Here is a 14,228-nt window from a genome sequence, read left to right as displayed (position 1 = left end):
ACTAATTTCTTAGTCTCCTAAATAGCTATTATTTGTTGGATCTTGTTAACTAAATTGTACACGCTTTTTTTCATAATCTTTAATATAATCTTCATATTTAAAGGTTAATGCAATTTCATCCCAACCGTTTAAAAGCATTTCCTTATAATAAGGATTTATTTCAAAATGATAAACTTTCCCATCAGCTGTTAACGTTTGGTTTTGAAGATTTACTTCTGCCTCCAATACTGATTGTTCACCTTTTGCTAATAATTCTTCAATTTCCGATACTTTCAATTCAATAGGCAAAATACCATTTTTGAAGCAGTTATTATGAAAAATATCCGCAAAACTTGGTGCAACAACCACGTTGAAACCATAGTCTAAAATGGCCCATGGAGCATGTTCACGAGATGATCCACAACCAAAATTTTCATGAGCCACTAAGATTTTAGAGCCCTTATACTTAGGTTGGTTTAAAACAAAATCTTCTATTGGCTGCCCGTCTTGATCGAAACGCCAGTGGTAAAAGACAAACTGACCAAAACCTGTTCGTTCAATCCGTTTTAAAAATTCTTTTGAAATAATTTGGTCCGTGTCGACATTTTTGCGATTTAAGGGTGTGACGACACTTTTTACGATATTAATAGGTTCCATATTTTACACCTCCATCACACAGGTACATTCATGATTTCGCGAACATCTACAAAGTGACCAGCAATTGCGGCAGCTGCAGCCATCGGAGGGCTTACAAGATGGGTTCTTGCCCCTGTACCTTGACGTCCTTCGAAATTACGGTTCGATGTTGAAGCACATCGTTCACCAGCTGGTACAACATCCTCATTCATTGCAAGACACATACTACATCCTGATTCACGCCATTCAAAACCAGCATCCTTGAATATTTTATCGATTCCTTCCTCTTCAGCTAGCTTTTTCACTGAATGAGAGCCTGGAACGACAATCGCACGAACATTTGGATGAACATGCTTTCCTTTAATAACATTAGCTGCGGCACGCAAATCATGTAAACGTGAATTTGTACAAGATCCGATAAAGACATGTTGGATTTCAATATCCGTTAATGGTGTACCTTCTTGTAAATCCATATATGTTAATGCTTTTTTCAATGCCTGTTTATCTGATTCTTCTGTGTAATTGGAAGCATAAGGAACTGTTTTTGACACACCGCTTCCCATTGAAGGATTCGTACCCCATGTTACAAACGGTTCAATTTCTGATGTTTCAATCACAAGCGTTTTATTATAGGTCGCATCTGGATCAGAAGCAAGTGATAACCAGTATTTTTTAGCTTCCTCAAATTTGTCTCCTTGTGGTGCATACTTGCGTCCTTTAATGTAGTCAACAGTAATCTCATCAGGGCTTATTAAACCAGCTTTTGCTCCCGCTTCAATGGACATATTACAAATTGTCATACGTTCCTCCATTGATAATTTATGGATCGCATCACCCGTAAATTCAACAATATGTCCAGTACCTACATCAATACCAAATTTCGCGATAATAGCAAGAATGATATCTTTAGCCGTTACGCCAAAGCCAAGCTCACCTTTTACGTGAATTTGCATCGTCTTTGGTTTACTTTGCCAAAGTGTTTGCGTTGATAATACATGTTCCACTTCACTAGTACCGATACCAAATGCAATGGCACCGAAAGCACCATGAGTTGATGTATGGGAATCACCACATACAATCGTTTTGCCTGGTTGAGTTAAACCAAGTTGTGGACCAATAACATGTACGATTCCTTGATCTGGATGCCCCATATCTGCTAATGGAACACCAAATTCTTCACAGTTTTTGGCTAATGTATTAATTTGTGTCTTGGCAATTGGGTCATTAATGATCGGTAAGTTTTTTGTAGGTACGTTATGATCCATTGTGGCAAAACAAAGATCTGGTCGACGAACGTTTCGATGGTTTAGGCGAAGCCCCTCAAAAGCTTGTGGAGACGTTACTTCATGAAGCAAATGAAGATCGATGTAGAGTAAATCTGGTTTTCCATCTTCGTGATATACTACATGTTGGTCCCATACTTTTTCTATAATATTTTTCCCCATTATTCTTCACCTATTTTCTTTTCTAAATATAAGTAGTTATAATACTGTCTGACACAAAGCTAGGATCTATTTTATTTAAAACTTTTTCTGTCCATTCATCTGTGGTTAAAGCTTGGTTTCCAGAAGTCGCTAAATCTGATGTGAAGAAACCATCATTAAAGGCGGCATTAACCGCATGTTCGATTTCTGTTGCTTCTTCTTTTAAGCCAAATGAATAACGTAGCATCATAGCAACTGATAAAATGGTCGCAGCTGGATTAGCAATACCTTTTCCTGCGATTTCAGGTGCTGAACCATGAACTGGTTCATATAATCCGAAATTATCAGAGCGAATACTTGCAGAAGGAAGGACTCCTAAAGATCCTGTTATAACAGAGGCCTCATCACTTAAAATATCTCCAAACATATTTTCTGTGACAAGAACATCATAGGCTCCCGGATTTGTAATCAGCTTCATAGCTGTTGAGTCAACTAAACTATGTTCAACTTCTACATCTGGATATTGTGCTTTTTTCTCATCAACGATTTGTCTCCACAAACGTGATGTTTCAAGGACATTCGCTTTATCCACAGATGTTAGTTTTCCTCTTCGAACGCGAGCTAATTCAAATGCATTTTCAACAATGCGTTCAATTTCAAGACGACTGTATACTAATGAATCTATTGCTTCTTCGTTTGTACGCTTACGTGGCTCACCAAAATATAAGCCACCTGTCAATTCACGTACGATCAGCAAATCAACTTCTTTTACTAAATCATCTTTCAGAGGAGAAGATTTTATGAGTGATGGAATAGCCTGAACGGGACGCAAATTTGAAAACAAATCAAAATGCTTGCGAATACGTAATAATCCTTTTTCAGGTCTTAGCTCAGCTGGATTATGATCCCATTTTGGACCACCAACTGCCCCTAAAAGAACGGCATCACTTTCTTCACATAATTCAATTGTTTCTTGTGGAAGTGGATCCCCATGCTGATCGATGGCAGCACCTCCAATCGTAGCATATGCAATATGAAACGTATGGTGGAATTTTTTGCCGATAGCTTGTAGCACTTTAACCGCAGAAGCAACAACTTCAGGTCCAATCCCATCACCAGGTAAAACGGTAACTTTTTTCTCCACAGTAACTCCTCCTCAGATACTAAACTGCTTCTAATTCATAAACCTATACATACTAATATTCATTATATTTTCCGCATAATTTACTTAAAGAAGCAGTGGAAGCTGCTTCTTTAAGTTATAGAATAAGACATTCATTTATCAGGGTTGAGTCAAGATTATGCTTTTGTACCAACAGTTTCTTTGTTCAATTTTTTACCTACAAATGGCATCATTGCACGTAATTCTTCGCCCACTTTTTCAATTGGATGTTCAGCTTCAGCCTTTTTGATCGCATTGTATTTTGGACGACCTGTTTCATTTTCTTGGATCCATTCTTTCGCAAACTTACCGTTTTGGATATCCGTTAAAACAGCCTTCATGTTTGCTTTTACATCTTCAGTGATCACACGTGGACCTGATACATAATCGCCCCATTCAGCAGTATCAGAGATAGAGTAACGCATGTTAGAGAAACCTCCTTCGTAGATCAAATCAACGATTAGTTTCATTTCGTGAAGACATTCGAAGTAAGCACTTTCTGGTTCATAACCTGCTTCAACTAATGTTTCAAAGCCAGCTTTAATTAAGTGAGTTACACCACCACAAAGTACTGCTTGTTCTCCAAATAGATCTGTTTCTGTTTCTTCTCTAAATGTTGTTTCAAGAACACCTGCGCGAGCTCCACCAATACCTTTTGCATAAGCCAAACCAAGTGCCTTTGCTTGACCAGTTGGATCTTGATAAACACCGACTAATGCAGGAACACCAGCACCAGAAACATATGTGCGACGTACTAAATGTCCTGGACCTTTTGGTGCTACTAAGAATACATCTACATCTGCTGGCGGTACGATTTGTTTAAAGTGAATGTTAAAACCATGGGCAAATACTAATGCGTTTCCAGCTTCAAGACCTGGGGCAATTTCTTCTTCATAAACTGCTTTTTGTTTTTCATCTGGAAGTAAGATCATGATGATATCAGCTTCAGCGGCTGCTTCTTTAACAGTTTTTACAGGAAGTCCATCATTTTTTGCTCTTTCAGCTGATTTTCCTGGACGGATACCAACTACTACATCGTAACCAGATTCTTTTAAGTTTTGCGCATGTGCATGACCTTGTGAACCGTATCCGATGATTGCGATTTTTTTACCTTCTAATACCTTTTCATCGATGTCTTGGTTATAATACAATTTTGCCATTTTAAATTCCCCCTGGGTTTTTTAGTTTTTTTATTTTTATTGTAAAATCGAAAGTTGCGGTGATGGCTTCAATTGAGCATCACGTACAAATGCAGTTACACCTGTACGAGTCAGTTCTTTGATGCCATACGGCCGAATCAATTCGATAAATGCATCGATCTTTTCTGGATTACCAACGATTTGATAAGTGACAACATTTTTTCCCATATCAATGATGGAACCGCGGAAAGGATCAACAATTGAATTGATTTCGGCACGCAAATTCGGTGGAGCCACTACTTTAATAAGTGCCAGTTCTCTCATAACGATAGATTTATCCGTAATATCGTTAACTTTGATAACGTCAATTTGTTTGGATAACTGCTTTACAAGCTGTTCAATTTTTGCTTCATCTTCAACATTGACGATGAACGTCATTTTTGAAACACCTTGTTGCTCGGTATGACCAACAGTGATGCTTTCTATATTGAATTGACGTTTCATTAATAGACCTGTAACACGGTTTAAAACACCACTTTGGTTTATAACGGTAACAGTAATTACTCTTTTCATCCTTTTTTCACTCCAATCATTTCAGATAGTCCTTTTCCTGGTGCTACCATTGGATTTACTAATGTTAGTTCTTTCACTCGGCAGTCTACCAAAACAGGTTCATCTGATTCGATCGCTTCTTTGAATACAGCTTCCATGTCGTCCACTTTTTCTACTTTGTAGCCTTTGATTCCATAAGAATCAGCAAGTTTGACGAAGTCTGGTTGTACTGGTACCAATGAAGAGGAATAACGTTCTTCATAGAATGTTTCTTGCCATTGGCGAACCATTCCTAAGCAACTGTTATTTAAGATGAAAATTTTTACTGGCAATTTGAATTCTTTCAATAATGCGAGTTCTTGCATGGTCATTTGGAACCCTGCATCACCAACGATGGCTATAACCTTTTCATCAGGATGAGCAAATTGTGCACCAATGGCTGCTGGGAAACCAAAGCCCATCGTTCCTAAACCACCGGATGTTACCCAATGATGATCTTTTTTAAATGGATAGTATTGTGCTGTCCACATTTGATGTTGACCAACATCCGTCACAATAGTTGCTTCACCATTCGTTAAACGATGGATTGTTTCAACTGCATATTGAGGATAGATCGTCCCATCGCCATCATCATCATACCAAAGTGGATACTCTTCCTGGCATTCATGTAAATATTCATGCCAAAGTGTTAAATCCTGTACCTCAAATGTTTGCTCTAATAATGCGAGTAGTGCTTCTTTAGCATCAGCTACAATTGGAATTTCAGTCGGTACGTTTTTACCGATTTCAGCCGGATCAATATCGATGTGAATGACTTTTGCATTTGGTGCAAATTTCTTTAGGTTACCGGTTAAGCGATCATCAAATCGAGAACCAATGTTTAGAAGTACATCGCAATTATTAATAGCCATATTGGCTGTAAATGTTCCATGCATACCAGCCATTCCAAGGAAAAGTTCATGATTTCCATCAATGCTACCAAGTCCTAATAGTGTATTCACTACTGGGAAATTGTATTTTTCCACAAATTCAGTTAATTCTTTTGAAGCATCAGCTGCTAAAACACCAGCACCTACTAATAGAAGTGGTTGCTTTGCTTCACTGAGTAATGATACGGCTTTTTTTATTTGCAAATAATTTGGATGCAATGTTGGTTGATATCCCGGTAAGTTGATTGTTGCTTCTTCTACTGCATTCGAATCGAAAATAGCATTTGCAATATTTTTCGGAATATCAACGACAACTGGACCTTTACGACCTGTTGAAGCTATATGAAAAGCTTCTTTGATGATTCGTGGTAAGTCCTGAACATTTTTTACTTGATAATTATGTTTTGTAATTGGTTGCGTGATTCCGACAATATCTGCTTCTTGGAAAGCATCCGTACCAACAACAGTTGTTGCAACTTGACCAGTAAAGACAACGAGTGGTAAAGAATCCATCATAGCATCAGTTATTCCAGTAACTAAATTAGTAGCTCCTGGACCAGAAGTAGCAATGACTACCCCTGTTTTACCTGATACTCGTGCATAACCTTCTGCTGCGTGAATAGCACCTTGTTCATGACGAGCAAGAATATGCTTAACCGGATTACGGTAAAGCGCATCATACAAAGGTAAGACGGCTCCACCTGGGTATCCAAATATTATTTCAACGCCTTGGTTTTGTAACGATTCGACAAAAATCTCAGCACCCGTTTTACTGGCTTTACATTCATGATCAACTTCTTGATCAGTCGCAGGTTGTTGTTTCTTTAGCGGAACTTGTGCATTCATCATTGAACTCCTCCCTAGGAAATTTGATTTTTATTAATAAAAAAAGCTTTTTCATCCACGCAAAAGAAGACCTTTGCGTAGGGATGAAAAAAGCTTCCATGGTACCACCCTATTTTTATAGTCAAAAAATGACTACCTCATGAATAGAACAATCTATTCTTTGCTTAACGAGCACAAAAGTATGCGCCCGAAACTACCTAATTGCGTTAGCGTTTAGTAGTTCACTCCGAGGGGATGTCAGTATTAGTTGTATCATCGGTTCTCAGCAACCCGATTCTCTGTAAATACAAAGTTCTAATACCTTTAACCTCATCAACGTTTTATTGTTTATTGGATTTGAAATTATATTTTCATAACTCCACCTGTAGAAGCGGAAGTCACTAATTTTGAATAACGAGCTAAATAACCTTTTTTAATCTTTGGTTCAAATGGTTTTAAATTTGCTCTTCTTTCAGCTAAAACTTCAGCTGGGACAAGTAATTCTATTGTCCTTTTCGTTAGATCAATGGCTATCTTATCACCATTTTCAACTAATGCTATTGGACCGCCTTCAGCAGCTTCTGGGGAAATATGACCGATTGAAATACCACGAGAAGCTCCCGAGAAACGACCATCTGTGATCAATGCGACGTCCTTCCCTAAACCACGTCCCATAATCGCAGAGGTAGGTGCAAGCATTTCTGGCATTCCCGGTCCACCTTTTGGACCTTCATATCGTATAACCACGACATGTCCTTTTTGAACAGTACCATCATCAATTCTTGCTTGTGCTTCCTCTTGAGAATCAAATACAATTGCTTCTCCAGTAAAATCACGAATGGATGGGTCAACTGCCCCTACTTTAATAACTGCCCCATCTGGAGCAATGTTACCAAACAAGACGGACAAACCACCTACCGGACTATAAGGATTGTCTTTTGTACGAATAACTTCTGTATTCGTAATTTCATGTCCCTTCACTTGTTCCTCGATGGTTTTTCCTGAAACCGTTATGCGATCTTTATGAATAGCACCCGGAATCTTACACAACTCATTGATAATAGCACTAATACCACCAGCAAGATGAACATCATTCATAGAATAACTTGATGCTGGCATTATCTTAGCTAGATAAGGAACACGCTTGGCAACCTCGTTGATATCTTCGATGTTATAGTCAATTTCTGCTTCATTTGCAATAGCTAGTGTATGTAAAACGGTGTTTGTTGAACCGCCCATCGCCATATCGAGTGCAAATGCATCATCAATTGTTTCTTTTGTAATAATATCACGAGGTTTAATATCCTCTTTAACCATTCGTATTAAATGTTTTGCTGCTTCTTTCACCAGTTCATATCTTTCTTCCGATGTAGCAACAATTGTACCATTACCTGGTAAAGCCATTCCGAGCATTTCCATCAATGAGTTCATAGAGTTCGCTGTGAACATTCCTGAACATGAGCCACAAGTTGGGCATGCACTTTCTTCAATTTCTTTTAATTTTTCCGCAGTCATCAATCCACTTTTATAGGAACCAACACCTTCAAAAACAGAAGTGAGCGATAACTGTTCACCTGTAGATAAATGGCCAGCTTCCATAGGACCACCGGAAACAAATACGGAAGGTACATTCGTTCGAACAGCTGCCATTAACATTCCTGGTGTGATTTTATCACAGTTAGGAATATAAAAAACGCCATCGAACCAATGCGCATTAATAACTGTCTCTGCTGAATCCGCGATTAGCTCACGACTCGGCAACGAATAACGCATTCCGATATGTCCCATCGCAATACCATCATCAACACCAATGGTATTGAATTCAAATGGAATGCCACCTGCCTCACGAATTGCTTGTTTAACCACTTCACCAAATTTTTGAAGATGAACGTGCCCTGGAATGATATCAATATATGAGTTACAAACTCCGATAAATGGTTTATCTAAATCTTTCGTTTTAACACCAGCAGCGTATAATAAACTGCGGTGTGGAGCTCGATCGACTCCTCTCTTAATCATGTCACTTCTCATTATGAAACGCCCCTTATTTTACTGTAGCTTCTTCTTCGTATACTTTGACGCCTTCTTTTTCAACGATTTCACGGAAACCTTCTAAAATATCTTTTGTTACCTTTCCTGGTTTTCCGTCACCAATTACTCGGCCGTCAACATTTACTACTGAGATGACTTCGGCAGCTGTTCCTGTTAAAAAAACTTCATCTGCAACATAAACATCATGTCTTGTAAATACGCCCTCTTCAGCAATATATCCGCGTTTTTTCGCAACATCTAAAATAGCATTACGAGTAATACCTTCTAACGCACCAATATATCCTGGTGGTGTTATCAATTTTTTACCTTTGACGATAAAGATATTATCCCCAGAACCTTCTGCTACATACCCTTCATCATTCATCATCAATGCCTCAGAAACACCAGCCTGTGTCGCTTCAAGCTTTACAAGTATATTATTTAAATAATTTAATGTTTTTGTTTTAGGACTTAACACGTCAGATCGATTCCGTCTGCTTGATGCAGAGATAATTGAAATACCTGTTTCGTATAATTCAGCTGGGAATAATGCAAGTGGTTCTGCAATAACAATGACACTTGCTCCTCTTTTGCATGTTGATGGATCGATTCCCAAATTTCCTACACCACGAGATACAATCATACGAATGTATGCACTGCGTAATTTATTTGCTTTTAAGGTATCCTTCACAATTTCGGTCATTTCCTCAATCGTGTAAGGAATGGTAAGTAAAATTGACTTTGCTGATTCGTACAAGCGAACTAAATGTTCTTGTAAGTGAAAGACATTGCCATTGTATGAACGAATTCCCTCAAAAACACCATCGCCATATAAAAAACCATGATCATAAACAGAAACTTTAGCGTCTTCCCTTTTCACTAAATTTCCATCAAGAAAAATTAACTGCTCCCCCACACTCTCACTTCTTTCTGTAAATTACAATAAAATGTTTATCAGCTACTCGCCTAAAAAACATTTATTAAATTGTTGCTATCATAGTACGTATTTCCATCGAAGTCAACAGTATTTTTAGAATTGTCAACTAATTTCGAATTTTGAATACTGTTTGTATACGTTTTTATCCCGTATAAGTTAGACTTTTTCTATTTTTTGTTTAAAATTAAATTTTTAGAAAAATGAATTAATTAATTTAATTTCGAAATTTCCATCTGACATAATTTAACTAGTTTTTACACAATTATGTTAGCAACATTTTCTTTTCTGTTAAACGTAACAAAATATTTTCAGAAGCCTATTTTTCTTGTATTTTTGAAAGCGGAGCTATTTCATAAATATATTTCAGCTTATAAATACGAACAATTTAACACACATCATTTTTAATATTCAGATTTAGCTATTTCACTTTGGTTGAGGATTTCAATAGAGATTGGTTTCAATTTATCTCAATGATGTCAGGTACAAAGCCGTGTCACAGGACACAATGCTTTTAGACGCTGTCATTAAACCCCTTCTTTGGGGATTCAGCTCAAGCTTTTTTGTGAAGAACTCTAGATTTGCTTCGCTACATCAACAACACTGCACGAAAAAATGTATGTATTTTCGAGGACTAATTGTTTTTCGCTGCTCAATATTAAAATGATATATTCTAAAACGTTCGCATTTTTATAAAAAGCAGCCAATAAAGTAAAGCTTCCATCAGTGGGGGTTTTCTTCATCCCCCACTGAAATAGAGGAACTCAGGTTAAAAGCGCCACGTCCTGTGACAACACCTGAGTGACCAACATCTTGTTGTCCCAAACCAATCGGGCGCATGCGGCAGTTGATCTCCCACCTATCTTTCTCGTTTTTCTCTAAACCTTGAGAGGTAGGAGTCTTACTGCCCGTTAACGCGGGATAAAAGAAGAAAACATCCGACTGTATCCATAATTGATCATTAAAAACAAAAAAGTACAATTCAAATCAACGTTGAATTGCACTTCATCCACTTTTCGGACAGTTCTATCTCATTCGTTTTCTTCAGATTGTTTTATTGAAATAAATATCGCTAATATGAATGCAATAACCGCGAAAACAAATGAACCAGTATAAACAGAACGTATTCCTCCAGCTATAATTTCGATAATCCGATGAATTTGTTGAGCAGAAAACAAAGTATGATCAAATGAACCATTTAGATTAATAGATTCTGCATCGATTTCTTTTAATGGATGACTCGTTGTGATATTAAACAATACGCCGAAAATAGCTGCACCAATCGATTGACTAAACGTATTGATAAAAGAATTTAGCCCAATAGCTGTACCTAATTGTTCTTCTGTAGAAGATGCTTGGACTGCAATAATAAGCATTGGTGCGATAAAACCCATTCCTGTTCCTAAAATTCCCGTAGCAAGAAATACAAAGAGCGGACTTGTGGTAGAAGATAAAAACATTAACATCGTCGTTGAAATGACCAACAAGATGGTCCCGATTTGGATGATCCTTTTATTTGTTATCCACCCAACTAATTGACTGGATAAAATGGCGCCAACCGTCCACATAACAGAAAGAGGAGTGAGCATGAGTCCCGCCTCTGTTGCATTTTTTCCTAATACAGATTGCGCATAGATCGGTAAGTATGCTGAAATACCGATAACAATCGCCATACAAAATAAAGTTAAACCATTTATGACATTCAACCGTTTATTTTTAAATAATGTGAGTGGAATAATTGGTTCATCTGTCCTATTTTCAACAAAGATAAAGATACCAAGAAATACAATGGCAGTTATATAGAGTATACATTGTGTAATGGTTGTCCATTGCTGAGTATTACTTCCCTCTATAAGTGAGTAAAGCAATGCCATCATACCAATTGAAAAAAAAGACGCGCCTAAATAATCGATTTTTCGTGATAAAATGATTTTTTCCTCTTGATAATATTTAGCGATTAAAATGATGGTCCCAATCCCAAAAGGTATATTCAATAAAAATATGAAATGCCAAGTTAACTGATCCACGATAAATCCTCCAATGAGAGGACCTATAACACCTGAAACTCCCCAAACCATACTAATATAGCCTTGCCCTTTTGCTCGTTCCTTTTCTGTTTTAAAAAGCTCTCCAACCATTGTTAAAGTAATAGGCAAAATAGAGCCTGCTCCTATACCTTGAATTGCCCTATAAACGATGAGAAGTCCCATTGATGTGGCCATACCGCATAATAACGAACCGATTAAGAAAATCGTAATCCCAGCTATGATTATTTTTTTTCGCCCCAATAAATCAGCTAGCTTTCCAAAAATAATGGCAGAAATCGCCGATGTTAATAGATAAGCAGAATAGATCCAACTAATTAGTTCAACGCCAGATAGGTCAGCCGTAATGCTTGGAATGGCTGTCGATACAATCGTTCCCTCTATTGCCGCTAAAGCAGTTGCAAGTAGGATTGCCACAAAAACTTTATTCATATAAAAACCCCAATTCTATAATTCAACTTTCCTTACCACTAATTACTTATGTTAACATGAAAAGATAAAATAACCTACTTTCTACCTTTTGTATCTAGTATGTATTGAAAATTTTTGCTACTATGGATAAGTATTTTATAAATATACCTTATTTATAGTGAAAATTAATATGTTTAGGAGGTAATTACATATGTGGGAAGATTTTAAAAAATTCGCTTTGAAGGGAAATGTTGTGGACCTAGCAGTCGGGGTTGTTATTGGAAGTGCTTTTGGTAAAATTGTTTCTTCATTGGTAGCAGATATCATTATGCCTATTATAGGGCTTTTAATAGGGAAAGTAGATTTTAAAAGTTTACATTATCACGGCATTATGTATGGTAATTTCATTCAAAATACATTTGACTTTTTTATCATTGCATTTTCTATATTCATCTTCATCCGATTAATTTCAAAACTACATTTCAAAAAGAAACAAGAAGAAATTGTTGAAGAGGCAGCAGTTGAAACAACTGAAGACGTACTAAAGGATATTCGTGCATTGCTTCAAGAAAAAAAATAGAGCAGTCGTTAAAGAAGCTCAAGTTGCATCCTACATAAAAAAGCACAGAACAAATGTACTCTGTGCTTTTTGTGAGGGCACTGAAAAAATTACGTTTTTTAGTTGTGTAAATGAAATTCAATACAAAAAAGGCAAATTGCCGTCTTATTTGGACGATAATTTGCCTTTTTCTTCCTCTCTTTTTTACTCTTTTTCGCTCAGAAGTTTTAGTATTCGCTTGAGGTTGACTACAAATATCGCTGTAGCTCCTTGAATCTCCATGCCAAATAGACCTGATGATGATGCTGTATCATACCCATGTCTATGTTTGAGTTCACTATTTTTCGCTTCAATTTTATAGCGAGATTTTGCTTTTCTTTTAAATTCATCGGTTTCTTGAAATACTTCCTGGTCTTTGTGTTCCGTTGATTTGATTGTCGTAGAATAAGTCTTACTTTTTGACCCTTCTTTAAAACAACCTTCACTGTAAGGACAAACTTTACATTTTTCAATATCAAAATAATAAGTTTGTCTTTGATTTTTTCCTACGTTTTTCTTATTTGTTCGTGCTTTCCGAATGGCCATATGACCAGCTCTACAAACATACATCCCTGCATCTTTATTAAATTCAAATTCTTCTTCTTTCGTTCGAGCGCCTTGTGTAATTTGTGGGTTTAACTTTGATACTAATTCAAAATTATTTTCCTTTGCATAGCGGATATTATCTTTTTCAGAATAAGCTGTGTCTCCAATGACTGTCTCCACTTTCATCCCTGTTTCTTGGCTTTTTTCAATTAACTCTTGTAGGTATTTTCCATCACTTTTTTCTCCTGTTGTCACAATAGCAGCTGTAATAATTCGTTCATCACTCATCGCAATATGCGTTTTGTAGCCAAAGAAAGAAGAGTCAGCAGTTTTGTGTCCAACACGTGCATCTGGATCATTGGAATAGCTAAGTTGTTCTGTGTAATCTTCTACTACTTCCTTTAGCACATTTAATTTTTCCTTAACGGCAGGAATCTCAGCTATGTGTGGTTCTGTTTCAATAACAGTAATAACTTGACGGCAATAATCCAATTCCTCCTTCACTTCGTTAGAAGGAGTTTTCGGTGGAAATTTCACTTTCATCGATTCATCGATTTGATAGACAGCTTTTCGAACAGTTTTGGATTTTTCTTGTAAAAATTCTTTCGGTGATTTTTGATGATAACGTGCTTTCGTATGTGTGGCATCCACGATGATGGATTTACTTTTAATGAGTTCTTTTTCCAATGCAATCTCAACTGTTTTCCCAATTAGCATATCTAATAAACCCTCATCTGGAAGACGGAGTTTTCGGAATTTTGTTAGAGAACTTGGGTCAATCACAGAATCTTCTGGAGCCATATCGAGGAAATATTTAAACGACATATCATATTTAGAACGTTCTACTACATCTACATCTGATAAATCAAAAATGGATTTAAGCAATAGATATTTGAACATGCGAATGGGTGACTCAGCATTGCGACCATTATCAAGACAATATTTTGTTTTTAGTTCTTCGAGGATAAAAGTAAAATCTACAAGTTCATTGATTTTTCGAAGCATATTTCCCTTAGG

General features: G+C 36.9%; 11 protein-coding genes and 1 other annotated feature. Of the genes, 1 reads left to right on the top strand and 10 read right to left on the bottom strand.

Features of this window, described 5'->3' with window-relative positions; all coding sequences use genetic code 11:
• Nucleotides 1-45: 45 nt before the first annotated feature.
• From leuD to FEZ13_RS03950, 9 genes are all read right to left on the bottom strand, one after another.
• Entirely contained in the window at nucleotides 46-636 is a 591-nt protein-coding gene (leuD, locus tag FEZ13_RS03995) for a 3-isopropylmalate dehydratase small subunit (RefSeq protein ID WP_146551555.1), read from the bottom strand.
• 14 nt (nucleotides 637-650) lie between these two features.
• Nucleotides 651-2,060, bottom strand: a complete 1,410-nt coding sequence (gene leuC / locus FEZ13_RS03990; protein WP_146551554.1) for a 3-isopropylmalate dehydratase large subunit — start codon at nucleotides 2,058-2,060, stop codon at nucleotides 651-653.
• Nucleotides 2,061-2,082: 22 nt separating this feature from the next.
• Complete coding sequence (leuB, locus tag FEZ13_RS03985; protein WP_146548634.1) at nucleotides 2,083-3,183, bottom strand: 3-isopropylmalate dehydrogenase; 1,101 nt, start codon at nucleotides 3,181-3,183, stop codon at nucleotides 2,083-2,085.
• A gap of 155 nt (nucleotides 3,184-3,338) precedes the next feature.
• Nucleotides 3,339-4,361: a ketol-acid reductoisomerase gene (ilvC, locus tag FEZ13_RS03980; RefSeq protein ID WP_146548633.1), complete on the bottom strand. Its 1,023-nt coding sequence runs from the start codon at nucleotides 4,359-4,361 to the stop codon at nucleotides 3,339-3,341.
• A gap of 36 nt (nucleotides 4,362-4,397) precedes the next feature.
• Nucleotides 4,398-4,913, bottom strand: a complete 516-nt coding sequence (gene ilvN / locus FEZ13_RS03975; RefSeq protein ID WP_146548632.1) for an acetolactate synthase small subunit — start codon at nucleotides 4,911-4,913, stop codon at nucleotides 4,398-4,400.
• Nucleotides 4,910-6,667, bottom strand: a complete 1,758-nt coding sequence (ilvB, locus tag FEZ13_RS03970) for a biosynthetic-type acetolactate synthase large subunit (RefSeq protein ID WP_146548631.1) — start codon at nucleotides 6,665-6,667, stop codon at nucleotides 4,910-4,912. The genes ilvN and ilvB overlap by 4 nt, the downstream gene beginning before the upstream one ends.
• A gap of 76 nt (nucleotides 6,668-6,743) precedes the next feature.
• Nucleotides 6,744-6,992: a binding site (T-box leader), on the bottom strand.
• Between the two features lie 17 nt (nucleotides 6,993-7,009).
• Nucleotides 7,010-8,677, bottom strand: coding sequence for a dihydroxy-acid dehydratase (gene ilvD / locus FEZ13_RS03965; protein ID WP_146548630.1), 1,668 nt, complete (start codon nucleotides 8,675-8,677; stop codon nucleotides 7,010-7,012).
• 13 nt (nucleotides 8,678-8,690) lie between these two features.
• Nucleotides 8,691-9,593, bottom strand: a complete 903-nt coding sequence (ilvE, locus tag FEZ13_RS03960; protein ID WP_146551553.1) for a branched-chain-amino-acid transaminase — start codon at nucleotides 9,591-9,593, stop codon at nucleotides 8,691-8,693.
• Nucleotides 9,594-10,642: 1,049 nt separating this feature from the next.
• Nucleotides 10,643-12,088 (bottom strand): MFS transporter, encoded by a 1,446-nt coding sequence (locus tag FEZ13_RS03950; RefSeq protein WP_146551551.1) that lies wholly within the window; start codon nucleotides 12,086-12,088, stop codon nucleotides 10,643-10,645.
• A 190-nt stretch (nucleotides 12,089-12,278) separates the two neighbouring features.
• Here FEZ13_RS03950 and mscL point away from each other — a divergent pair, with 190 nt between their 5' ends.
• The gene (gene mscL / locus FEZ13_RS03945) at nucleotides 12,279-12,647 is read left to right on the top strand and encodes a large conductance mechanosensitive channel protein MscL (protein ID WP_146551550.1); all 369 of its coding nucleotides are present in this window, start codon (nucleotides 12,279-12,281) and stop codon (nucleotides 12,645-12,647) included.
• A gap of 183 nt (nucleotides 12,648-12,830) precedes the next feature.
• Here mscL and FEZ13_RS03940 read toward each other — a convergent pair.
• Nucleotides 12,831-14,228: IS1182 family transposase (locus tag FEZ13_RS03940; protein WP_146552735.1), on the bottom strand; the 1,398-nt coding region annotated here is incomplete at its 5' end.

The sequence above is a fragment of the Rummeliibacillus sp. SL167 genome (assembly GCF_007896505.1).
Classification (GTDB): domain Bacteria; phylum Bacillota; class Bacilli; order Bacillales_A; family Planococcaceae; genus Rummeliibacillus; species Rummeliibacillus suwonensis.
The sequence above is the reverse complement of the archived record's forward strand: the minus strand, read 5'-3'. Positions and strand labels throughout refer to the sequence as shown.

Coding starts and splice junctions, on each gene's coding strand:
- leuD (WP_146551555.1), bottom strand. CDS start 636: ATGGAACCTATTAATATCGTAAAAAGTGTCGTCACACCCTTAAATCGC.
- leuC (WP_146551554.1), bottom strand. CDS start 2,060: ATGGGGAAAAATATTATAGAAAAAGTATGGGACCAACATGTAGTATAT.
- ilvC (WP_146548633.1), bottom strand. CDS start 4,361: ATGGCAAAATTGTATTATAACCAAGACATCGATGAAAAGGTATTAGAA.
- ilvN (WP_146548632.1), bottom strand. CDS start 4,913: ATGAAAAGAGTAATTACTGTTACCGTTATAAACCAAAGTGGTGTTTTA.
- ilvB (WP_146548631.1), bottom strand. CDS start 6,667: ATGAATGCACAAGTTCCGCTAAAGAAACAACAACCTGCGACTGATCAA.
- ilvD (WP_146548630.1), bottom strand. CDS start 8,677: ATGAGAAGTGACATGATTAAGAGAGGAGTCGATCGAGCTCCACACCGC.
- FEZ13_RS03950 (WP_146551551.1), bottom strand. CDS start 12,088: ATGAATAAAGTTTTTGTGGCAATCCTACTTGCAACTGCTTTAGCGGCA.
- mscL (WP_146551550.1), top strand. CDS start 12,279: ATGTGGGAAGATTTTAAAAAATTCGCTTTGAAGGGAAATGTTGTGGAC.